This window comes from Chromohalobacter canadensis, from assembly GCF_034479555.1.
Classification (GTDB): Bacteria; Pseudomonadota; Gammaproteobacteria; order Pseudomonadales; family Halomonadaceae; genus Chromohalobacter; species Chromohalobacter canadensis.
In genome coordinates this window covers 254,889-276,325 of sequence record NZ_CP140151.1, presented here as the reverse complement: position 1 = coordinate 276,325, position 21,437 = coordinate 254,889, and the positions used below count along the sequence as shown (strand labels likewise).

At 60.6% G+C, this 21,437-nt stretch carries 22 protein-coding genes; 18 read left to right on the top strand and 4 right to left on the bottom strand.

Features of this window, described 5'->3' with window-relative positions; translation table 11 throughout:
- The first annotated feature begins 109 nt into the window (after positions 1-109).
- The 10 genes from SR908_RS01350 (at position 110) to SR908_RS01305 (ending at position 7,762) form a co-directional block, all read left to right on the top strand.
- Positions 110-958, top strand: coding sequence for a substrate-binding domain-containing protein (locus SR908_RS01350; protein WP_246922712.1), 849 nt, complete (start codon positions 110-112; stop codon positions 956-958).
- 15 nt (positions 959-973) lie between these two features.
- The gene (locus SR908_RS01345) at positions 974-1,681 is read left to right on the top strand and encodes an ABC transporter permease (RefSeq protein ID WP_246922709.1); all 708 of its coding nucleotides are present in this window, start codon (positions 974-976) and stop codon (positions 1,679-1,681) included.
- Positions 1,682-1,710: 29 nt separating this feature from the next.
- Entirely contained in the window at positions 1,711-2,382 is a 672-nt protein-coding gene (locus SR908_RS01340; protein ID WP_246922705.1) for an ABC transporter ATP-binding protein, read from the top strand.
- A gap of 96 nt (positions 2,383-2,478) precedes the next feature.
- A complete protein-coding gene (mobA, locus tag SR908_RS01335; protein WP_246922702.1) occupies positions 2,479-3,078 on the top strand; it encodes a molybdenum cofactor guanylyltransferase MobA in 600 nt (199 codons plus the stop codon).
- Between the two features lie 145 nt (positions 3,079-3,223).
- Entirely contained in the window at positions 3,224-3,790 is a 567-nt protein-coding gene (gene mobB, locus SR908_RS01330; RefSeq protein ID WP_246922698.1) for a molybdopterin-guanine dinucleotide biosynthesis protein B, read from the top strand.
- Positions 3,787-5,058 carry a molybdopterin molybdotransferase MoeA gene (moeA, locus tag SR908_RS01325; RefSeq protein ID WP_246922695.1) on the top strand — a complete coding sequence of 424 codons (1,272 nt, stop codon included), beginning with the start codon at positions 3,787-3,789 and terminating at the stop codon, positions 5,056-5,058. Before mobB ends, moeA begins: the two co-directional genes overlap by 4 nt.
- The gene (gene moaC, locus SR908_RS01320; protein ID WP_246922692.1) at positions 5,055-5,834 is read left to right on the top strand and encodes a cyclic pyranopterin monophosphate synthase MoaC; all 780 of its coding nucleotides are present in this window, start codon (positions 5,055-5,057) and stop codon (positions 5,832-5,834) included. Before moeA ends, moaC begins: the two co-directional genes overlap by 4 nt.
- A 10-nt stretch (positions 5,835-5,844) precedes the next feature.
- The gene (gene moaE / locus SR908_RS01315) at positions 5,845-6,303 is read left to right on the top strand and encodes a molybdopterin synthase catalytic subunit MoaE (protein WP_097022884.1); all 459 of its coding nucleotides are present in this window, start codon (positions 5,845-5,847) and stop codon (positions 6,301-6,303) included.
- Positions 6,300-7,289, top strand: coding sequence for a GTP 3',8-cyclase MoaA (gene moaA, locus SR908_RS01310; RefSeq protein ID WP_246922689.1), 990 nt, complete (start codon positions 6,300-6,302; stop codon positions 7,287-7,289). Before moaE ends, moaA begins: the two co-directional genes overlap by 4 nt.
- Before the next feature lie 176 nt (positions 7,290-7,465).
- Positions 7,466-7,762, top strand: a complete 297-nt coding sequence (locus SR908_RS01305) for an H-NS family histone-like protein (RefSeq protein WP_097022882.1) — start codon at positions 7,466-7,468, stop codon at positions 7,760-7,762.
- 55 nt (positions 7,763-7,817) lie between these two features.
- On the opposite strand, the gene SR908_RS01300 is transcribed toward SR908_RS01305, so the two are convergent.
- Entirely contained in the window at positions 7,818-9,500 is a 1,683-nt protein-coding gene (locus SR908_RS01300; protein ID WP_246922686.1) for a ribonuclease J, read from the bottom strand.
- Positions 9,501-9,671: 171 nt separating this feature from the next.
- Here SR908_RS01300 and purU point away from each other — a divergent pair, with 171 nt between their 5' ends.
- On the top strand, positions 9,672-10,526 hold the full coding sequence (purU, locus tag SR908_RS01295) for a formyltetrahydrofolate deformylase (protein ID WP_246922669.1): 855 nt from the start codon (positions 9,672-9,674) through the stop codon (positions 10,524-10,526).
- A 9-nt stretch (positions 10,527-10,535) separates the two neighbouring features.
- On the opposite strand, the gene dinB is transcribed toward purU, so the two are convergent.
- Complete coding sequence (gene dinB / locus SR908_RS01290) at positions 10,536-11,582, bottom strand: DNA polymerase IV (protein WP_246922666.1); 1,047 nt, start codon at positions 11,580-11,582, stop codon at positions 10,536-10,538.
- Positions 11,583-11,600: 18 nt separating this feature from the next.
- On the bottom strand, positions 11,601-12,239 hold the full coding sequence (lexA, locus tag SR908_RS01285; protein ID WP_246922650.1) for a transcriptional repressor LexA: 639 nt from the start codon (positions 12,237-12,239) through the stop codon (positions 11,601-11,603).
- A gap of 193 nt (positions 12,240-12,432) precedes the next feature.
- Here lexA and SR908_RS01280 point away from each other — a divergent pair, with 193 nt between their 5' ends.
- From SR908_RS01280 to SR908_RS01255, 6 genes are all read left to right on the top strand, one after another.
- Positions 12,433-13,092 carry a TetR/AcrR family transcriptional regulator gene (locus tag SR908_RS01280; protein WP_097022879.1) on the top strand — a complete coding sequence of 220 codons (660 nt, stop codon included), beginning with the start codon at positions 12,433-12,435 and terminating at the stop codon, positions 13,090-13,092.
- The gene (locus tag SR908_RS01275; protein ID WP_246923122.1) at positions 13,092-13,610 is read left to right on the top strand and encodes a L,D-transpeptidase; all 519 of its coding nucleotides are present in this window, start codon (positions 13,092-13,094) and stop codon (positions 13,608-13,610) included. Before SR908_RS01280 ends, SR908_RS01275 begins: the two co-directional genes overlap by 1 nt.
- A gap of 82 nt (positions 13,611-13,692) precedes the next feature.
- On the top strand, positions 13,693-14,715 hold the full coding sequence (gene nagZ / locus SR908_RS01270; protein WP_097022877.1) for a beta-N-acetylhexosaminidase: 1,023 nt from the start codon (positions 13,693-13,695) through the stop codon (positions 14,713-14,715).
- A gap of 55 nt (positions 14,716-14,770) precedes the next feature.
- Positions 14,771-16,069 (top strand): mechanosensitive ion channel family protein, encoded by a 1,299-nt coding sequence (locus SR908_RS01265; protein WP_097022876.1) that lies wholly within the window; start codon positions 14,771-14,773, stop codon positions 16,067-16,069.
- On the top strand, positions 16,062-16,643 hold the full coding sequence (locus SR908_RS01260; RefSeq protein ID WP_097022875.1) for a hypoxanthine-guanine phosphoribosyltransferase: 582 nt from the start codon (positions 16,062-16,064) through the stop codon (positions 16,641-16,643). Before SR908_RS01265 ends, SR908_RS01260 begins: the two co-directional genes overlap by 8 nt.
- Before the next feature lie 81 nt (positions 16,644-16,724).
- Positions 16,725-17,828 (top strand): enoyl-CoA hydratase/isomerase family protein, encoded by a 1,104-nt coding sequence (locus tag SR908_RS01255; RefSeq protein ID WP_246922647.1) that lies wholly within the window; start codon positions 16,725-16,727, stop codon positions 17,826-17,828.
- Positions 17,829-17,853: 25 nt separating this feature from the next.
- Here the strand turns inward: SR908_RS01255 and ppsR are convergent, their stop codons facing one another.
- A complete protein-coding gene (gene ppsR, locus SR908_RS01250; RefSeq protein ID WP_097022874.1) occupies positions 17,854-18,687 on the bottom strand; it encodes a posphoenolpyruvate synthetase regulatory kinase/phosphorylase PpsR in 834 nt (277 codons plus the stop codon).
- Positions 18,688-18,953: 266 nt separating this feature from the next.
- Between ppsR and ppsA the strand changes: the two genes are divergently transcribed.
- Complete coding sequence (gene ppsA, locus SR908_RS01245; protein ID WP_246922643.1) at positions 18,954-21,344, top strand: phosphoenolpyruvate synthase; 2,391 nt, start codon at positions 18,954-18,956, stop codon at positions 21,342-21,344.
- The last annotated feature ends 93 nt before the right edge of the window (positions 21,345-21,437 follow it).

The following is a 21,437-nucleotide window of genomic DNA, read 5'->3' as shown; positions in this document are numbered from 1 at the left end:
CGATGCAATCCGGCAATTGTCACCGTTTTTGGCCGCGTGGTCACGTCAGGCATGCCAATTGCAAGGAGAGTCGGGCACGTTCAAAACTCGACAATAATGAGGGGTTCCCATGTTGACACGCCGTCTCTCGCTGTTCGCCACCCTGGCGCTATCGTTTCTGTTGGTATCCGGGGCGCAGGCGGCCGATACCGTTCGTTTGGCCACTACTACCAGCACCTATAATTCCGGGTTGCTCGATTACCTGTTGCCCAAGTTCGAAGAAGACCACCCCTATCAGATCCAGGTCATCCCCGTAGGTACCGGCAAGGCGCTACGCCTTGGGCGTGACGGCGATGTCGACTTGGTGTTGACGCACGCGCCCGCTGCGGAGAAGGCCTTCGTCGATGCCGATTACGGCGTCGAACCACATGGTGTGATGTACAACGATTTCGTGATTGTGGGGCCGTCTGGCGATCCCGCCGGGATCGATGGCGGTGATGATGCCACTAGTGCGTTTGCGACACTGGCTGGTCAGGGCGCGACGTTCATTTCGCGTGGCGATGACTCCGGCACCGACAAGAAAGAAAAGCATCTCTGGGAAGAGGCGGGCGTAACGCCTGATTTCGAGGGCTTTCGCGCTGCAGGGCAAGGCATGGGGGAGGTGCTGAAAATGGCTAGCGAACTGCAAGGCTATACGCTGACGGACCGCGGCACTTGGCTGGCAATGAAGGATAAGCTCGATCTCAAGATCATGGTCGAAGGCGATACTGGGTTGTTCAACCCGTATCAGGTCATCCTGGTCAACCCCGAGCGCTATGACGGCCTCAATACGCAGGGCGCGCGGGCCTTGGCCGAGTGGCTGATTTCCGATGAAGGGCAAGACCTGATCGACGCTTTCCGGCTCAATGACAAGGCCTTGTTCCATGCCAGCGCCGGTGAGAAAGTCGATCCTACGAGCGCTGTCCATGAAAGTGACTGACGTGTGGAGGCGTCGATGCACGAGCTCATGAATACGACGAGGGAGGCGTTGTACCTGCTGCTTTCCCTCGATCCAGCCTTGTGGGAAATCATCGGCGTCTCGTTTCGGGTCTCGCTGACGGCGATACTCGTGGCTTTGCCGCCTTCGTTGTTGATTGCTTTGCTGCTGGCGCGTGTTGCCTTTCCGGGGCGCTGGTTCGCGATATCGCTGGTCAATACGTTCATGGCCGTGCCGACCGTGGTGGTGGGGTTGGTGCTGTTCATGCTGCTGTCGCGTAGCGGCCCGCTGGGGGAGTTGCGTCTGCTGTTCACTCAACGCGCCATGATCCTCGGTCAGATCCTACTGGCGATGCCGGTATTGACCGCGATGTTGCACAGCACGCTGCAAAGCATCGATCAGCGTGCCTGGGAAACGGCACGGCAATTAGGCGCCGGATGGTGGCAATCTCTGTGGGTGTTGCTCCGCGAAGCCCGCTTCGGGGTCATTGCTGCCGTGCTGGCCGCGTTCGGACGCATCATTGCCGAGGTCGGTAGCGCGGTGATGATCGGGGGCAATATCGAGCATTTCACGCGCACCATCACCACGGCGATCGCCCTGGAAACGCTCAAGGGTGAGTTCGCTCAGGGACTGGCCCTAGGGCTCGTACTGTTGCTGCTGGCGTTGGTGCTCAATGTACTACTGGGCGTAATGCGCGGACGCGGCCATCAAACCGTGAGCGTCTGATTGCGTATCGTCCATCGAGAGGGATGTTCATGCTCGAGGTGAGCCAGCTTGCCCATGGTTTCGACCGCCAGCCGGCGCTATGGGAAATCCCCCATTTGCATTGGCAGGGGCGCTCGCTGGTGCACTTGCGTGGCGATAATGGCAGTGGCAAGACGACATTGCTGCGTCTTCTGGCGGGGTTGGAGGCGCCCCGTCAAGGCACCATACGCTGGACATTGGCGGGTGCGATGCCTGCCGCCTCGCCGCCATGCCCCGGGCGCGTGCTCTACCTTCACCAACAGCCCTATCTCTTCGATACCAGTGTCGCCGGTAATCTGCGCTATGTTGCTCGTTGGCATGGTTGGCGCGGGGACATGGCACGCGATCGCGTGGCGGCGATGCTGGAACGCTGTGGCTTGGACGCACATGCAGAACAGAGGGCCCGGTCGCTGTCTGGCGGTGAGCGCATGCGCTTGGCGTTGGCACGGGCCTGGCTGTTGTCGCCACGCGTGTTGCTGCTCGATGAGCCCACCGCCAGCCTGGACCGTCAGGCGATTGCTGATGTCAGTACCTTGATCTCGTCGCTGCATGAAGCGGGCTGTGCCATCGTACTCAGTGCTCATCAACCTAGCGTGTTGACCGAGCGCTGTGACGAGTACTGGTGCCTTGCACAACGATGCCTACAGGTAAGTGCCTTCAAGCAGGGAGTAGTGGCGGTGTGATTCGGTCATTGTCGCACGCATTGGGTAAGTGGCTCGGCGTGTGCATCGAAGCCGCGTATGATGGTGGAAGTGATACCCAGCGCGGGAGCGATAGGCATGCACGAGGATGAAGTAACCGCCGTGGTATTGGCGGGAGGAGAAGGGCGTCGCATGGGTGGCCGCGATAAAGGCTGGGAGTCGTTTGCGGGCGAGCCATTGATCGCGCACGTGGTGAACCGTCTGGCGCCTCAGGTCGGTCGCATCGTGATCAATGCCAATCGCAGCCTTGAGCGTTATCGTGCGCTGGGATACCCGCTCATCAGCGACCGCGAGACCGGCTATCACGGGCCGCTCATGGGCATGTGGAGTGCGTTATGTGCCGTGGACACGCCATGGGCGCTGTTCGTGCCTTGTGATTCTCCGGCACTGCCGGCGGATCTGGTGCTGCGCTTGCGGCAAGGGCTCGGCGAGCAGCGTATCGCGGTCGCGCACGATGGTCAGCGGGCGCATCCCGTGGTGGCCTTGATCGATACCACGCTGCGCAACGATCTCGGGGCTGCCCTGCGTGATGGCGAGCGCAAGATAGATCGCTGGTATGCGCGCCACCCTTGGTGTCATGTCGACTTTTCCGATCAGCCCGAGGCGTTCGCCAACCTCAATTCTCCCGAGGACCGTGACGTTATGGAGCGACACTGGCGCTCTGATGGGTCGTTTTGACCTGGTAGCTGCCTTCCTTTGAGATTTTTGGAGAGCCAGGGCGATTCGCCATCACATCAATGGCGTTCGCTCGGCATGTTTGTTGCCTCCTGTTACCCATGGGTGGTTATCCTTCGACGACTTGGCATGAGGACGACAAGACGCGATGACGTTATCGCTTGATGCGCTAGACACGCCACTGCTGGGTATCGCCGCCTGGAGCGGGACCGGCAAGACGACACTGCTCGAGGCACTTTTGCCCAGGCTAGCCGATGCGGGGATGCAAGTGGCCGTGATCAAGCATGCCCATCACGCCTTCGACATCGACCGCCCTGGCAAGGATAGCTACCGTCTGCGTCAGGCAGGCGCGACGCCGATGCTGGTGGCTTCGGGCAAGCGTTTTGCCTTGATGATGGAAACGCCTGAACGCGAGGAAGCCGATCTCGCGGCGCTGATCCCCCATGTCCTGCCCTTGGCGCCGGATTTGATTTTGGTAGAAGGCTTCAAAGCCTGGCCCCTGCCCAAGCTGGAGCTGCATCGCCAGGCCTTGGAAAAGCCGCTGATGGCAGCCGATGACCCCTGGGTGCGGGCAGTGGCGACTCCCGACAATATCGCGCTGCCGGCCGGTGTCGAACGCTTGTCGCTAGACAATCATGACGCCTTGGTTGACTGGCTGCAGGCCTGGCCACAACGTTGGCCCGAGATGCGTCGCGGTCCCCGGGAGACGTCATGACCTTATCCTGCTTTGAGTTGGGCGAGCGCATGCTCAGTGTCGATGAGACGCTCGAGGCCCTGTCGGCGATGACGCCGCCGCCGGTCGCCACGCATCGGGTCAGCCTGGCGTCGGCCTGTGGCGGGGTGCTGGCGGTGGATGTCGTGTCGCCGATCGACGTGCCGCAGAATACCAACGCCGCCATGGATGGCATCGCGCTGGCGTGGCCGGATGACGTGCCGGGAAACGACTTGCGCGTGGACGTGGTCGGTGATGTCCTGGCGGGCATGCGGTTACCGACATCGCTGGCACCAGGTGAAGCGGTGAGGATCACCACCGGAGCGCCGCTGCCGGCCGGCGCAGATACCGTCGTCATGAGCGAGCAGCTCGTCGACATTGGCATCCCCGATCGCATCCGTGTCGAACATCCCGAGCGGGTGCAGCGTGGGCAGAACGTTCGCCAGGCCGGCGAAGACATCGCACGCGGCCAGCGCGTGCTGGGTGCAGGGAAACGGTTGCGGCCTCAACACATGGGGCTGCTGGCCTCGCTGGGGTATGCTGAGGTCGAGGTGTTTCGCCCGCTACGCGTGGCCGTGTTTTCCACCGGCGATGAAGTCACGGCACCGGGCGAGGCGCTACCGCCCGCCGGCATTTACGATACCAACCGTTTTTCGTTACAGGGCCTGCTGAGCCGTCTGGGCTGCGAGGTCATCGATCTTGGCATTCTGCAGGATGATCTGGACAGCATACGTGCCTCCCTCGCGACGGCGGCCCGCGAGGCGGATGTGGTCGTGACCAGCGGGGGCGTCTCGGTCGGTCAGGCCGATTGGGTCAAGCCCGCGCTGACGGCTCTCGGCGAGCTGGGGTTATGGCGGATCGCCATGCGTCCCGGAAGACCCTTGGCATTCGGTCTTATCCACCAAACGGGTGGCGTGATGGTGCCTTTCTTTGGACTGCCCGGCAATCCCGTGGCGGTCATGGTGACGTTCTTGCAGTTCGTTCAACCAATGTTACGACGCATGCAAGGAGAGCACGACTGGCAACCGTCACGTCTCACGGCGCTGGCTGCCGAGCCATTGAAAAGCCGCGAGGAACGTGTCGACTTCCATCGCGGTATCTATACCGGGGATGACGCTGGCCAGCTCTGGGTGCGTACCACGGGCCGTCAGGGGTCGGGCATTCTTAGCTCGATGGTGGTGGCCAATTGCCTTATTGAAATCGGTGACGGATGTGCCGCCGTCGAGGCGGGTGCGCCGGTGACGATACAACCGTTCGGTGACCTGACATGAGTTTGACCCATCTCAATGCGCGTGGTGAAGCCCACATGGTGGATGTCGGCGACAAAGCCGAAACGCAGCGCGAGGCCGTGGCAAGCGGACGCATCGTTATGCGCCCAGAAACGCTTGCCTTGCTGGCCGAGGGTGGCTTGCCCAAAGGCGATGTGCTGGCCACAGCGCGTATCGCCGGCATTCAGGCCGCCAAGCGCACGCATGAACTGATCCCCTTGTGTCATGCGTTGCTGCTGTCCAAGGTGAGTGTCGATTTTCGCCTCGATGAAGCGGCTTCCTGCGTGCATGTGGAGTCACGCTGCCGTCTGGCGGGCCGCACCGGTGTGGAAATGGAGGCATTGACCGCAGTCTCGGTTGCGTGCCTGACTCTCTACGATATGTGCAAGGCGGTCGACAAGGACATGACGGTCGAAGGCGTGCGCTTGGAGCACAAGACGGGCGGCAAATCCGGTGATTGGCATCGCGACTCAGAGGATGAATCTGCGACGCGCGAAGCCTTCGAATCTCCACCCGTCGGAATCGCCGCAATACGCGTCAAGTTTCTCGCCGAATTGCGCGAGCGACTGGATGTTGAAGAGGTAGAGGTGCCGGTTGCATCGCTGAAAAGCCTCGATGTCGCGAGTCTCAAGGCCGCGCTTGAGAAACAGGATCCCCGCTTCGCGGCATTGTCCGCCGCGCGCATTCTATGTGCCGTTAACCATGCCATGGCACATGAGGAAACGTCGCTCTCCGATGGGGATGAAGTGGCGTTTTTTCCGCCGGTAACCGGTGGGTGAGGAGGCCGTCATGATCGATGTGCGTGTGCAGTCGCCGGTCTTCGATGTGGGTGAGGAGCAGCGCCAATTACTGGCGGGGCGTCACGATATCGGTGCCGTGGTGACCTTCACCGGTCTGGTGCGCGATTTCAATGAGCGCCCGGATGTGCAGGCCCTGTCGCTGGAGCATTACCCCGGCATGACCGAGGCGGCGCTTCATGATATTGCCGAGCAGGCGACGTCGCGTTGGCCGCTCGATGGGGTACGTATCGTGCATCGTGTCGGCCGCTTGTCGCCAAGTGACCCCATCGTCATGGTCATGGTCGCGAGCGCCCATCGCCGCGCGGCATTCGATGCGTGCGATTTTCTTATGGACTACCTCAAGACACGTGCGCCATTCTGGAAGAAAGAACACACTGCAAGCGGGACGTATTGGGTCTCGGCGCGTGACAGTGACGCGCGGGACGCGGACCGTTGGGAGGAAGCATGACCGAGCTGATCGACAACTTTCAGCGCCAGATTCGCTATGTGCGTATCTCGGTGACGGATCGCTGTGATTTTCGCTGCGTCTATTGCATGAGCGAGGACATGACGTTTCTGCCGCGTGCACAGATACTGACGCTTGAAGAGATCGAGCAAATAGCGCGTGCGTTCGTCGAGCTAGGCGTGGAAAAGATTCGCTTGACGGGCGGTGAGCCGCTAGTGCGACGTGGCATCGACGACCTGGTGTCGCGTGTCGGCGCGCTTCCGGGTCTCAAGGACTTCGCCATGACCACTAATGGCGCGGGATTGGTCAAGCATGCCAAGGCATTGCGGGAAGGCGGTATGCAGCGCCTCAATATCAGCATTGATTCCCTCGACCCCGAGCGTTTTCGCAGCTTGACGCGCACCGGCAATCTCGAGAATGTCATCGCCGGTATTCGTGCCGCGCGTGATGCTGGGTTCGAGCGTATCAAGCTCAATGCCGTCGTGCTCAAGGGGCGTAACGACGATGAAGTTCTCGATTTGGTCGACTTCGCTCGTCAAGAAGGCGTGGATATCAGCTTTATCGAGGAAATGCCGCTGGGCGATGTCTCCGATCATTCGCGTGAAGAAACCTTTTATTCCAGCGATGACGTGCATGAGGCCATCGCATCGCGTTATCCGCTGTTGCCGACCACCGAGAATACCTTGGGGCCGTCGCGTTATTTCCGTATGCCGGATAGCGATTCGCGTATCGGTTTCATTTCACCGCACAGCCATAATTTCTGCGACACCTGTAACCGGGTAAGGGTCACGGTGGAAGGGCGTTTGTTACTGTGTCTCGGCAACGAGCATTCGGTCGATCTACGCGAGGTGTTACGGCGTTATCCTGGTGATATGGAGCGCCTCAAGCAGCGCATCGTCGAGGCCATGCCATTGAAACCCGAGCGCCATCATTTCCGCACGGACGGTGATGTCGACATCGTGCGCTTCATGAATATGACGGGCGGATAATGTTTTGTGCGTGCCCTTTATTCGCGGTAGCGTGATGCGTCTCCTGGCCATAAAGCTATAAGGTTCGACTTGGCTTGAGGACATTATTTTCTTGCTAAACCAAGTTCGAGTCATATACTTTTCAGAAACGCCCAAGCGTTATGCTGCAGGTTGGTTATTTTAAATGGAGGAGGCGAATGTCCACTGATACTCTGGAGCGCATTGCGCGAAATAAAAACGTGGCTCGCGCTGCCGCGCGACAGCTCAGCATGGAGCAGCTCCACAAGCTGTCGGAAGTCATCGGTGAAGTGATCGAACAGAAGCAGCAGGAAGATCATAAGCGTCAAGCCGAAGAAGCTGCTAAAGAGCGCAAGTTGGCGGAAATCCGTGAAGCGATGAGTGATGCCGGCCTTTCTCTGGACGACTTGATGTCCGAACAGCCGCGCAAGCGTCGGGGGCGTCCACCGAAGAAAGATAAGGAACGCAAGCAGTAAGTGTTGCGCGTAGAAAGATAAAAAACGGACCGCAGGGTCCGTTTTTTATCTTGGGTCATGAGTCGAGAGGCGAGGTCTCTTCCGCGGCCATGATATGCAGATGGACGTCGGGAAGATGACGCAGGTGCTCACCGAGCCAGTGCATCAAAGGGGCGTGTAATTGTTGACGTAACTTGGCGATGGTGTCCGCCTCGTGAACGGCCAACTGATCATCGAGCCAATCGGCGAAGGCGGTGTCGTCCAGTGCCAGGTCATGGCTCGTATCCCACAACAAGCGTCCCACGCGTGCCCACCCCGACGCTTGTCGCACGACCGGAAGCGTCAAACTCAAGATGCCGCTGCGGCGATGCATGCTCGACATGGCGGGAGCACGCAACCCTTCAAGGGGATGAATGCGGTTCTGGGTGACGATATGCGGTGCCAGCGAGTGGCGCTCAAGGCAGCTTAGACCCTCATTATCGAGGCGAAGCATATCGCCGTTTCGCGGAATCCAGGGCACCTCGATGCCAAGCGATTCTGCCAGGACACGATGCGCTTGTTGGTGCTGGAATTCGCCATGCACGGGCAGCAAACGCTGGGGGGCGAGCCAGCCATAAAGGCGCTGCAATTCTTCCTGTGCGGGATGCCCTGAGGCATGTAGTTCGGGATGATTGCGTTCATCGTAAAGGGTGACCCTGGCACGCTTGAGTCCGGCCTGTAACCGCTCGATCAGCAATTCGTTACCCGGGATCGCTTTGGCCGAGAAAATAACGCTGTCGCCGGGCTGGAGTTCGAAATCGGCGTGCTGTCCCTGGGCTAGGCGAGACAGGGCGGAACGTGGCTCACCCTGACTGCCGGTGGCGATGACCAGCACCTCTTCGGGCGGCAAATAGCCAAGGTCGCGAACGGGGACCAGGGAGGGGAAGTCCTCGAGATAGCCAAGCCCCCGGGCAATATTTACCATACGCTCCATCGAACGTCCCATGAGGCTGACGCGTCGCCCGCATGCCTTGGCGGCACGGCCCAGTGCCAGGATGCGTGCCAGGTTGCTGGCAAAGCAGCTGACGATCACACGGCCGTGGCAGGCGCCGATCGTTGTTTCAAGCGCACGCGCGACGTCCCCTTCGCTGCGTGAGTGCCCGGGGACGGGGGCATTGGTGGAGTCGCCGACGACAAGATCGATAGGTGCCAGCGCCTGGAAACGCTGCGGGCATACGGGGTCACCGATCAAGGGTTCGGGATCGAGCTTCCAGTCGCCGGTGTGCAGGATACGGTGGTCAGGTGTCGCCAATAGCAGGGCACAGCTTTCGGGTATCGAGTGCGGCAGCGGCAAAAAGCGTACATCGAAAGGACCGCTTTGCATGGCCTCGTCGGGCGTTATGACGTGAATCGCATCGGTGGGCAGTTGCTGCTCGGCGAAGCGCAGACGCAACAAGCCGGCGGCCAGTGGTGTTGCATGGATGGGGCACTGCCAACGGGGCCACAGCCAGGCAATCGCGCCGATGTGATCTTCATGTCCGTGCGTGACGAGGATTGCCTGAGGAACGATGCCCTTAGAAGCCAAGAGGTCGACATTGGGGACTTGCAAGGGCGCCTGCGGGAGGTCCTGGCGAATCATCATGCCGCAGTCGACCACGATCCAGTGATCACGGTGCCCGTAAAGGGTGAAGTTCATGCCGATTTCACCGCAGCCGCCGAGGGGCAGTATCTGAAGGGGCGGCTTGCGGCGGGCGCGTATCTGGATGCGTGGTTGGGACATCGTTATCCCTTAACGTGAAGATGCCCATTACTATACGGGATGCCCCGGCGCGGCCACAATCGAGGCTTCTTGTCATGATCGAATTCGCTACAATGGGCGCCCTTTGGTGAGAGGTGGCTCTCTCGAGAGAGCACCGATCACCGCCTCATTTCAGGATTGATGGTAGCGCGCATGTCTCATTCGTATCGTCTTATCGTCTCGTGCCCCGACCGCGTGGGCATCGTTTCTCGCGTATCCAGTTACATCGCCGGTCATGGAGGTTGGATCACCGAGGCCAACCAGCACTCGGACCTGGCCACCGGGCGCTTTTTCATGCGCTACGAAATCAAGGCTGAGTCTTTGCCGCTGAGTATCGATGCGATGCGCGATGATTTTTCCGCCATTGCCAGTGAGTTCTCGATGGATTGGGCGCTGAGCGATACCACCAAGCCCAAGCGTGTCGTCTTGATGGCCTCGCGTGCTTCGCATTGCTTGGTCGATCTGCTGTACCGCTGGACCGCGGGTGAGCTCGATTGCGAGATCCCCTGCGTAATTTCCAATCATGAAGCGCTGCGGGATCTGGTCGAATGGCATGGCATTCCGTTTCATCATGTGCCGGTCGATGCGGACGATAAGGCGGCAGCATTTTCGCGGGTCGAGGCACTGGTCGAAGAGGCCCGGGCGGATACAGTAGTGCTGGCGCGCTACATGCAGATTCTGCCGCCCAACCTGTGCCAGCGATACGCCGGGCGGATCATTAATATCCACCACAGTTTCTTGCCCTCTTTCGCTGGCGCCAAACCGTATCATCAGGCCTACGCGCGGGGCGTCAAGCTGATTGGCGCGACGTGTCACTATGTCACCGAAGAACTCGATGCGGGGCCCATCATCGAGCAGGACATACAGCGCGTGACGCACTGCCATACTGCCGAGGACCTGGTACGTCTGGGGCGTGACGTCGAAAAAGCCGTGCTGGCACGGGGGCTACGTTGGCATCTGCAGGACCGGGTCCTGATCCATGGCAACAAGACGGTCGTCTTTGCTTGAGCGCGAGGCTCAGTCGAAGAGTGTCATCTGCCGTCGCTGCGCCTCTGGCGTCAGGCGCACGCCGACCCCAAGCAGGCGCACGGGGCGCTCGCCGCGTGCCCAGGCGCCGTCCAACAAGGCTTGAAAGCGTGCAGCAAGCGCCTCGCTACCCGCCGCTTCCAGGGTCGTGCTGCTGAAATCATCGAAGCGAACCTTGACGAACAATTTTTGAATGGCCGGCGTGCCGTGCCGCGTTAGACGTGCCATCAAGCGCTCAACGAGCGGTGCGAGTGCGTCTTGGCAGCTGGCCAAGTCGGGCAGATCGCGATGATAAGTCGTCTCGACGCTGACGGACTTGCGCTCTCGCTCGATCTGTACCGGGCGCTCGTCGATGCCACGCGCCAGCTCGAATAGCCGACGCCCAAATTTGCCGAAGCGCTCGACCAGAGATTCGAGCGGCCATTCGCGCAGGTCGCGGCAGGTGACGATCTCTAGTGCCTCGAGCTTGGCTGCCGTCGCTGGGCCCACGCCGTGCAGCTGCTTGACGGGCAAGGCGAGGAGAAAAGGCTCGACCTCATCCGGCGCGATCACGCATAGCCCATCGGGCTTATCCCAGTCGCTGGCCAGCTTGGCGAGGAACTTGCTGGGAGCCGCACCCACCGAGATAACGATACCCGTCCGCGCTAGCGCCTCCTGCTTGAGCCATCTGGCCATCCAGGTCGCACTCCCCTGAAAGCGTGTGACCTCGCTGACATCCAGATATGCTTCGTCGAGGGACAAGGGCTCCACCAGTGGCGTCAGCTCATTGAACAGTGCCTGGATGTATGCCGAGACAGCACGGTATTTTTCGAAGTCCGGGGAGAGTCGCGTCAGGTGCGGGCACAGGCGCATGGCACGCGCCATGGGCATCGCCGAATGGATGCCGAAGGCACGTGCGGGATAATTGCAGGTGGCGACAACGCCGCGCGTCTCAGGGCTGCCGCCGATCGCCAGGGGAATGTCGCGTAACGCTGGGTCGTCGCGCATTTCCACGGCGGCATAAAAACAGTCGCAATCGGCGTGAAGGATCTTGCGCATGATGAACGGCGTATCGGCTTAATGCAGGCCGTTACCGCCACCGCCACGAATCACGCCAACGCCGAGGCCTTCGATCTCGAGTTCCTGATGACGTAGATCGACCTCGATGGGCGAAAAATCCTCGTTTTCGGCGAGCAACCAGACATGATGGCCTTGACGCTTGAAGCGCTTGACGGTGACTTCGTCTTCCAGGCGGGCAACGACGATTTGGCCGTCGCGAATCTGCTGGGTGCGATGCACGGCGAGCAGGTCGCCATCGAGAATGCCGGCATTTTTCATCGAGAGTCCGCGGACACGCAGCAGGTAATCGGCGCGGGGGGTGAAATAGTCCGGCGCGAGAGGGCAGTGCCGGTCGATATGCGCTGCGGCGAGGATCGGGCTACCGGCGGCGACCTCACCGACGACTGGCAGACCGTCGCCGTTGGTCAAGGTGGTATCGTCTTCACCGGTGAGGCGAATGCCACGTGAGGTGCCGGGGATCATGCGAATGACCCCCTTGCGGTCGAGCGCGCGAAGATGTTCCTCGGCGGCGTTCGGCGAGCGAAAGCCCAAGGCCCGGGCAATTTCGGCGCGCGTCGGCGGGTAGCCAAGCTCATTCATTGTCTTGACGATAAAATCAAAGACGTGTTGTTGGCGCGAAGTTAACGAGCGAGACATGGGGCCTCCGGCAGGCACTGACGTGTTCAAGTATACAGTATGTGATTGTATCCAGTCTTTGGCGCGGTGCAACCATTCGCGCAATCATTCGCCCAGGGAGATGGCGTTTCAAACGTGGAGATTTGTCGTTATCGACATCAAGGCTTAGAATCGACATGTTTTAAACATTCGTTTATTCCACGCGGGGCGCCCCATGGCTCAGACAGATACAGTGACGCGCATTCTCGATACCGCCGAGGTCCTGTTCGCCGAACGGGGGTTTGCCGAGACCTCGCTGCGTACCATCACCAGCAAGGCCAAGGTCAATCTGGCGGCGGTCAATTACCATTTCGGGTCCAAGAAGGCGCTAATTCAGGCGGTCTTCGCGCGCTATCTGGATCCCTTTTCCGAGCGCTTTCACCAAGCCCTGGATGAACTCGAGGTGCAATATCGGGGTGAGGTCATTCCCCTCGAGGTGTTGTTGGAGACATTGGCACGCACCGTGTTGGAAGTTCCTGCCGAGCGCAATAGCCTCAAGGTGTTCATGCGCTTGTTGGGGCTGGCCTATACTCAGGCTCAGGGCCACTTGCGCCGTTACATTCAGGAGCACTATGGCAATGTGTTCTCACGCTTCAGCGACTTGGTACGCCGCGCGACGCCGGAACTGCCCGAGGCGGAACGCTTTTGGCGGTTACACTTCATGCTGGGCACGGTGATCTTCACGTTGTCGGGCCTTGATGCGTTGCGCGATATCGCCGACAAGGATTATCACGAACATGTCAGCGTTCGCGATTTGATTCGGCGTCTGCGCCCGGTAGTTGTGGCCGGCATGCAGGCCCCACTGCCCGATGATGCTCTCAAGGTGGCGGGATGATGCGAAAGCCGCAACTCTCCCATCTACCCCCCGAACAGGGCGTCTGGCTGGAAATCGATCTCGGTACGCAGTCGCTGACGATCCGCGAGGGCGAGATGTGCCGCGAGACGTTCGCGATTTCCTCGGGCGCTCACGGTATCGGGCAGCACGAAGGCAGTGGGCAGACGCCTGTGGGGTGGCATTACGTGCGCGCAGTTATCGGTGATGGACTGCCACCCGGCAGTGTCTTTCGCGGGCGGCGCCCCACCGGCGAGGTGTTTTCGCCTGAGCTGGCCCGTGCTCATCCCGAGCGGGATTGGATATTGACGCGTATCCTGTGGTTGTGTGGCCTGGAACGGGGCTTCAACCGCGGGGGCGATGTCGATAGCCAGCGCCGCTATATATACCTGCATGGCACGCCTGCCGAGCAGCCGATGGGAACGCCGGCCTCGCACGGTTGTATTCGGCTGCGCGACGAAGCGTTGCTGGCCGTATTGGAGGCCGCACCGGCCGGTACGCCGGTCTGGCTGCATGACTGAGAGGGTTTTTACACAAGGGCTGCGCTCGACGTAGTGCTGCTCACCGCCTAGAATCCTTCCTCCATTTGCCAGGAGTGCGACGATGACCCAACCTCTCGGCCCGGTCATGCTGGACATCGAAGGTACCCAAATCAGCGACGATGAACGCCGTCTTCTGGCACGTCCCGAGATCGGTGGGGTGATCCTCTTCCAGCGCAATACGCATGATGCCGAGCAAGTGCGAGCCTTGACCCGCGCGATTCGTGACGTGCGCCCTGATGTGCTGCTGGCGATCGACCAGGAAGGCGGACGTGTCCAGCGCCTGCAGGACGGTGTGACGCGGCTGCCGCCCATGGCGACGCTGGCAGCTGGGTATGCCGAGACCCCCGAAGCGACTCGCACCCTGGTCCACGAAGCCGGCTGGCTGCTGGGCATGGAGATGGCGGCCTGCGGTTTCGATATCACCTTCGCCCCGGTGCTCGACGTCGATGACCAGCGCTCGCCGGCCATCGGCGATCGCAGCTTTTCTGCCGATCCCGAGGTCGTCACGGTGCTGGGTGAGGCCTTCATTGACGGGTTGCACGAGGCTGGCATGATCGCCGTGGGCAAGCACTTCCCTGGGCATGGCGGCGTCAGCCTCGACTCGCATCATGCCTTGCCTGAGGACACGCGCTCACTCTCAGCGTTGCGCGAGCATGATCTGGTGCCCTTCAAGAAGCTCTCCGGAAAGCTGGACGCCGTGATGCCGGCGCATGTGGTGTATACCGCGTTCGATTCGCGCCCGGCGGGCTTTTCCCCTTCCTGGCTTGGCATGTTGCGCGAAGAATTGGCGTTCAAGGGCGTGGTGTTCTCCGATGATCTGAGCATGGCCGGTGCGCATGTGGCCGGATCGCCCTCGGCGCGTGCCGAGGCCGCCTGGGCGGCGGGATGTGACATGGTACTGGTATGCAACGATCGCCCGGCGGCGCTCGAGATTCTCGACGCGGCGGCGGGGCACTCTTCCAAGCGTTTGGGTAAGTTGCGTTATGGCCGGGCCCGCCCTGAACTTGAAACGCTGCCGGCGCTGGCGCGTTGGCGTCGTGCTCATGCGCGCCTCGAGGCGCTCTCGGAAACGCCCACGCACTGACCTCGCCACTGGTTATCGACATAGCTACCTGTACTAGCTAGAAGGAAAGAGCCTCGTGTTCGATTTTTTCTCTCCCGTGATGGATTGGATTCAAACCACCCTGGGCATGCCGCTGTGGGTGGCGGCGATGGGCTTGGTCATCGCCCTGACGCTGATCGTCGACCTGGTGAGCTGGGTTGTCATCTGGCGTGTGGGGCCGTTGCTGGAGAAAACCAGCAACCGCTGGGCGGATATCCTGATCAAGGCACTGCGGCGACCGTTGCGCCTCTGGATCTGGCTGATGGGCGTCACTCTCTGCCTGACCGTCGTTCGTTATCATTGGGACATCGAGTGGGCGGAGGGACATCTGGCCCAGGCACGTGCCGTCATTACGTTGCTCTTGCTGGCCTGGGCAGGGCTCAGGGCCGTGAAGCTTCTCGAAAAACGCTTGGTGTTTCCACCGGGCGGACATCGCGCCAAGTCTATGGATGCCGATACGGCATCGGCTGTGTCCAAGATACTGGGGGCGGTGGTGGTCGTCATCATCGGGTTGTTGATTCTTTCGAGCTTGGGTGTCTCACCCTCGGGAGTGGCCGCCTTCGGTGGGGCCGGCGGGCTGATAATCGGCTTCGCTGCCAAAGATATGCTGGCCAATTTCTTGGGTGGATTAATGATTCACCTGGACAAGCCGTTTCGCGTTGGCGACTGGATCAAATCTCCAGATCGCGATATCGAAGGGGTCGTGGAAGATATCGGCTGGCGCTTGACGCGCATTCGCACCTTTGCGTCGCGCCCGATCTATATTCCCAACTCCGCCTTCAGTAGCCTGGTGCTCGAGAACCCCTCGCGGATGTGGAACCGGCGCCTTTTCGAAACCATCCGGGTGCGTTATACCGATATCGAGCGTGTGTCGGACATCGTCAAGGCGACCCGCGCGATGCTCGATGCGCATGATGACGTCGAGACCAATGAGCAAACCCTGGTGTACTTCCAGAGCTATGGCGAACATGCGCTGGAGCTGATCGTATATGCTTTTGCCAAGACCACTGACTGGGCTGAATTCCAGTCGATGAAGCAGGACATCCTGCTGCGTGTCTACGATATCGTGCGCGAGCATGACGCGCGCCTGGCGTTGCCGGCCTCCGAATTGCATATTGCCGGTCCGGTGGAGATCACCGGCGAGACGAGCGGCGATAACGCTCAGGGCGATGCTGACAACGACGAAAACGCCGATGACGATCAGAGCGATACACACTCGCGGGCGGCGTCCGACCGCGAGGCTCCCTATACGTCGTCTCGCCAGCGTTCGCGCAATGCCGGACGAGGCGAAGTAAACGATGCTTCCCAGGATCACGATCAGGAATCCGATGCCTAACCAATCTACTTCCGTGTGCCAGGAATCGCTGGCGACCATGCGCGATGTCATGGCGCATGCCGAGTGCCTCATCTCGCAGCAGGAAGTCGAGCGCGCGCTCGACCGTATGGCCGACGAGATCACCCACGATCTTGGCGACACACTGCCGGTTTTCTACTGCGTAATGAACGGTGGGCTGATCACCACAGGACATCTGCTGACACGGCTTGGCTTCCCGCTGGAAGTGGATTATTTACATGCGACACGCTATCGCGGCGGCGTGCGCGGGGGCGAACTGTTCTGGCGTGTTTCGCCCGAGATTCCCATGGCCGGTCGCCATGTGGTGATCGTCGACGACATTCTCGATGAAGGTACGACGCTGGCGGCGATTCTGGACTATTGTCGTCAGGCGGGCGCGGCGAGTATTTCGACAGCGGTACTGGTCGACAAGCGTCACGACCGCAAGGCTGTGCCGGGTCTTCAGGCGGATTATTGCAGCCTTGAGGTCGTCGACCGCTATGTGTTCGGCTTCGGTATGGACTACAAGGGTTATTGGCGCAATGCACCGGGGATCTTCGCACCGCGCGGTATGTGAGCATGCGCTTTGCCACAATGAAGCCGTACGCATGACAGCTAGCTCGTATCGTCTTTTCGCAGGAGAAGGTGAGGGGTGGTGATGACAGAATCCGAGGTAATCTTCGAAGAGCGGCCCACACGTGACGGTGGACGCCTCGGCGTCGCCACGCTGAATGCACCCGGCAGTCTCAATGCCTTGTCACTGGCGATGATCACCTCGCTGCATGCCAAGCTCGAGGCCTGGGCGGATGACATGTCGGTGCATGCGGTGTGGCTGCAAGGCGCTGGCGACAAGGCCTTTTGTGCGGGCGGCGATGTGGTGGCCCTGTATCGCGCCATGACGACGTCTCCCGGGGACGAGGGAGAGGCCGCTCAGGCTTACTTCGGGGCCGAGTATCGTCTCGATCATTTCCTGCATCATTACCCTAAGCCCCTTGTCGTCTGGGGCGACGGCGTCGCCATGGGAGGCGGTCTGGGCCTGTTGGTTGCCGCTGATCACCGTATCGTGACCGACACCAGTCGCCTGGCCATGCCGGAAATCAGCATCGGCCTATACCCCGATGTTGGCGCCAGCTGGTTTTTCCAGCGTATGCCTCGCGGCGTGGGGCTTTATCTAGGTGTAACCGGCGCCCATCTCAATGCGCGCGATGCCCTTGAGCTGGGACTGGCGGATCGCGTCATCGCCAGTGAGGCGCGGCAAGACGTGCTGAAGGCGCTGGAGGATGCCGATTATCGCCATCCACAGCAGGCGGTCAGGGAGGTCTTGCGTGGTTTCGAGAACCGCGCGTTGGCACCGGAGGCTGAGGTCATGCCGCGCCTGGATCACCTTCAGGTCTTGAGCGATGCGGCGGATATTACGCAGGTCGTACGTCGTATTCTCGATGATCCCCGTGAGGATGCTTGGCTGGCCGCCAATCGTGCGCGTCTGGCGGCGGGGTGTCCTGCCACGGCGCACTTGGTGTGGCGCATGCTGTGTCGGCACCGGCATGGCAGCTTGGCGGAGACGTTTCGCGATGAGTTGATGCTCTCGGTGCAATGTTGTCGGCATACGGAGCTCGCCGAGGGCATTCGTGCGCTGTTGATTGACAAGGACCGGGCGCCGCAATGGGCGTATACGGATGTCGGCAACGTGCCAGCGAACTACATCGATGGCTTTTTCATGCCGCTGTGGGATGTCGAGACGCATCCGCTGGCCGACCTTTGATCTGTCCGAGCTGGTGAGTCGAGCATCAACGCGGGCTGAAGCGACGCGTCAGGCTCGTTTCGGCGATCATACGTGTGGAAATCTCCTCGATGGAGAAGCGTGTGGTGTCGATATAGGGGATATGGTAGCGACGAAACAGTGCTTCGGCCTGCTGAAGTTCCTGCATGCATTGATCCATCGAGCAGTACCGACTATTGGGGCGACGTTCGCTGCGAATCGCCGCGAGTCGGCGTGGGTCGATGGTCAAGGCGAACAGCTTGTGACGATAGGGCGCCAACGCTTTGGGCATGCTCAGGGTGCCGTCTTCATCCAGGTCATCCTCGGTCAGGGGATAGTTGGCGGCTTGAATGCCAAATTGAAGGGCCAGGTAGAGTGACGTTGGCGTCTTGCCGCAACGTGAAACGCCGACCAGGATGACATCGGCCTGATCGTATTGGTGCGTGCGTGCGCCATCGTCGTTGTCGAGCGCGAAGTGCACGGCGTCGATGCGATGCATGTAAATGTCATCGCGGCCAATGGCGTGGGTACGTCCCACCGTATACGTGGAATGGGTCGCAAGTTCCTCTTCGAGCGGCGCCAGAAACGTCGAAAAGATGTCTACCTTGAAGCCCGGCGCATCGGCAATGATGGCGCGAATCGACTGATCGACGATGGTGTCGATCACGATGGGGCGGGCGCCGTCACGCTCGGCGGTCTGGGCGATGATGGCCGCCAGGGTGTGGGCTTTTTCCAGCGTATCGATATAGGGCTTGACCACCAGGTTGAGCTCGACGCCCTCGAATTGGGCGAGCAGGCTGCGGCCCAGTGTTTCCGCAGTGATGCCGGTACCATCGGAGATGAAGTAAGCGGTGCGGGGCATGGCAATGTCCGAACGTGGCGAAAATGATCTGTCTATTCTCTGGCCCCTTTCTGACAAGCGCAAATAGGCATTCGTCGCGCTTGGCACGCCGACTACAAGAAACCTCGAAAATGCCGTGTTGTTGTAAAAATACTCCAACCCCTTCGCTATTAGACCAATGGTGAATAGCCAGCCCCCTTGATAGGGTACGAACATCCGCCGCGCCTCGCGCGGTACTGGCTGTGACGACGTCGCCATCGCGGCCGTCCTGACTCGAGGGGGTTCTCTTGGAAGAGTATATCGTTTGGTTCGATCAGCTTGGCATGGATGATGTTGAGCGGGTAGGCGGCAAGAATGCGTCGCTCGGGGAAATGATCTCCAATCTGGCGGATGCCGGTGTCACTGTGCCTGGCGGCTTTGCCACCACCGCCGTCGCGTATCGCGAATTCCTCGCGCACGAGGGACTCAACGAGCGCATCAACGACGCGTTGGCGCGTCTGGATGTCGACGATGTCACGGCCCTGGCCGAGACGGGGGCGCAGATCCGTCAGTGGGTAATCGATACCCCATTGCCGCCGGCTTTCGAACGGGTCTTGGCCGAAGCGTATGGCCAGCTGCAGGACAAGCATCCGCATCTCAAGGCGGCGGTACGCTCTTCCGCGACGGCGGAGGATCTACCCGACGCGTCGTTTGCGGGGCAGCAGGAAACCTTCCTCAATATCGAGGGCTTCGACAACGTCAAACGCGCCGTTCACGAGGTCTTCGCGTCACTATTCAACGACCGTGCCATTGCCTACCGTGTGCACCGCGGTTATCCGCACGAGAACGTGGCGCTTTCCGCTGGCGTGCAGAAAATGGTGCGCTCCGAAACGGCGGCCAGCGGCGTGATGTTCACGCTCGACACCGAATCCGGTTACCGCGACGCCGTGTTCGTGACGGGTTCCTGGGGACTGGGCGAGACGGTCGTGCAGGGGGCGGTCAATCCCGATGAGTTCTACGTCCACAAGCCGACGCTGGCGGCAGGGCGTCCGGCCGTGCTGCGTCGGACACTGGGCTCCAAGCTGATCAAGATGGTCTACGGCGAAGAAAGCGCCGCTGGCCGTTCGGTGCAGACCGTGGATGTGCCGCACGTTGACCGTCAACGTTTTTGTCTAGGCGATGACGAGGTCATGGCGTTGGCCTGGCAAGCGGTGACCATCGAGGCGCACTATGGACGCCCGATGGACATCGAATGGGCGCGCGATGGCGACGATGGCAAGCTGTACATCGTTCAGGCACGTCCCGAAACCGTGGTCTCCAACGTGGAGGGTGGCAAGCTCGAGCGTTTTCAGCTCAAGGAAAAAAGCCGCGTACTGGTGGATGGTCGCGCCATCGGCCAGCGTATTGGCCAGGGCGCGGTCAAGATCGTGGCCAGTCCCGAGCAGATGGATAAGGTGCACGACGGCGATGTATTAGTAACCGACATGACCGACCCCGACTGGGAGCCGATCATGAAGCGCGCCTCCGCGATCGTCACCAATCGTGGCGGACGTACGTGCCATGCGGCCATTATTGCGCGCGAACTGGGCATTCCCGCCGTGGTGGGTTGTGGCGACGCAACCCAGGCGCTTGCCGATGGCCGCGAGGTGACCGTCTCTTGCGCCGAGGGTGATACCGGTCATGTCTACGATGGGCTGCTCGATTACGATTGTAAGACGACGACGGTCGACAACATGCCGGCGCTGCCTTTCCATATCATGATGAACGTCGGCAATCCCGATCGTGCTTTTGGCTTTTCCAGCTTGCCCAACGCGGGTGTCGGGCTGGCACGCCTGGAGTTCATCATCAATCGCATGATCGGCGTGCATCCCAAGGCATTGATCGATTACGCGACGCTGCCCGCCGATCTGCAGCAGACCATCGACCTGCGTACCGCGGGTTATGACGATCCGGTGAGCTTCTATGTCGACCGCTTGGTGGAAGGTATCTCCACGCTGGCGGCGGCGTTCTATCCGAAGCGTGTCATCGTGCGGCTCTCCGATTTCAAGTCCAACGAATACGAGAACCTCATCGGCGGCAAGCTTTACGAGCCGGGTGAAGAGAACCCGATGCTGGGCTTCCGCGGCGCCTCGAGGTATATCTCGGAGACCTTCCGCCCATGTTTCGAGCTGGAGTGCCGCGCTCTGAAACGGGTTCGGGATGTCATGGGATTCGATAACGTCGAGATTATGGTGCCGTTCGTGCGTACGCCCGACGAAGGGCGCGAAGTCGTGTCGCTGATGGCCGCCAACGGGCTCAAGCGCGGCGAGGCGGCGTCTCCCGAAGGCAAGGGCCTGAAGGTCATCATGATGTGCGAATTGCCGGCCAATGCGCTCTTGGCTGATGAATTCCTGGAGCATTTCGATGGCTTTTCCATCGGCTCCAATGACCTGACTCAGTTGACGCTAGGGCTGGATCGCGATTCGGGTATCGTGGCGCATCTCTTCGACGAGCGTAATCCGGCGGTCAAAAAACTGCTGTCCATGGCCATCCAGGCGTGCCGGGAACAGGGCAAGTATGTCGGCATCTGCGGTCAGGGGCCTTCGGATCACCCTGAGCTTGCTAAATGGCTGATGGAGCAGGGGATCGACTCTGTATCGTTGAACCCCGATGCGGTGCTCGAAACCTGGTTCATGCTAGCGGGGGAAAAGGTCGGCTGACGCGGTCCCTCATCGGCTCGATACATCTCCATGCGGTATCTGGCGTGCCCAATGACGGGCACGCCTTTTTCGTTGTGCGCCAGGCATGGCGCG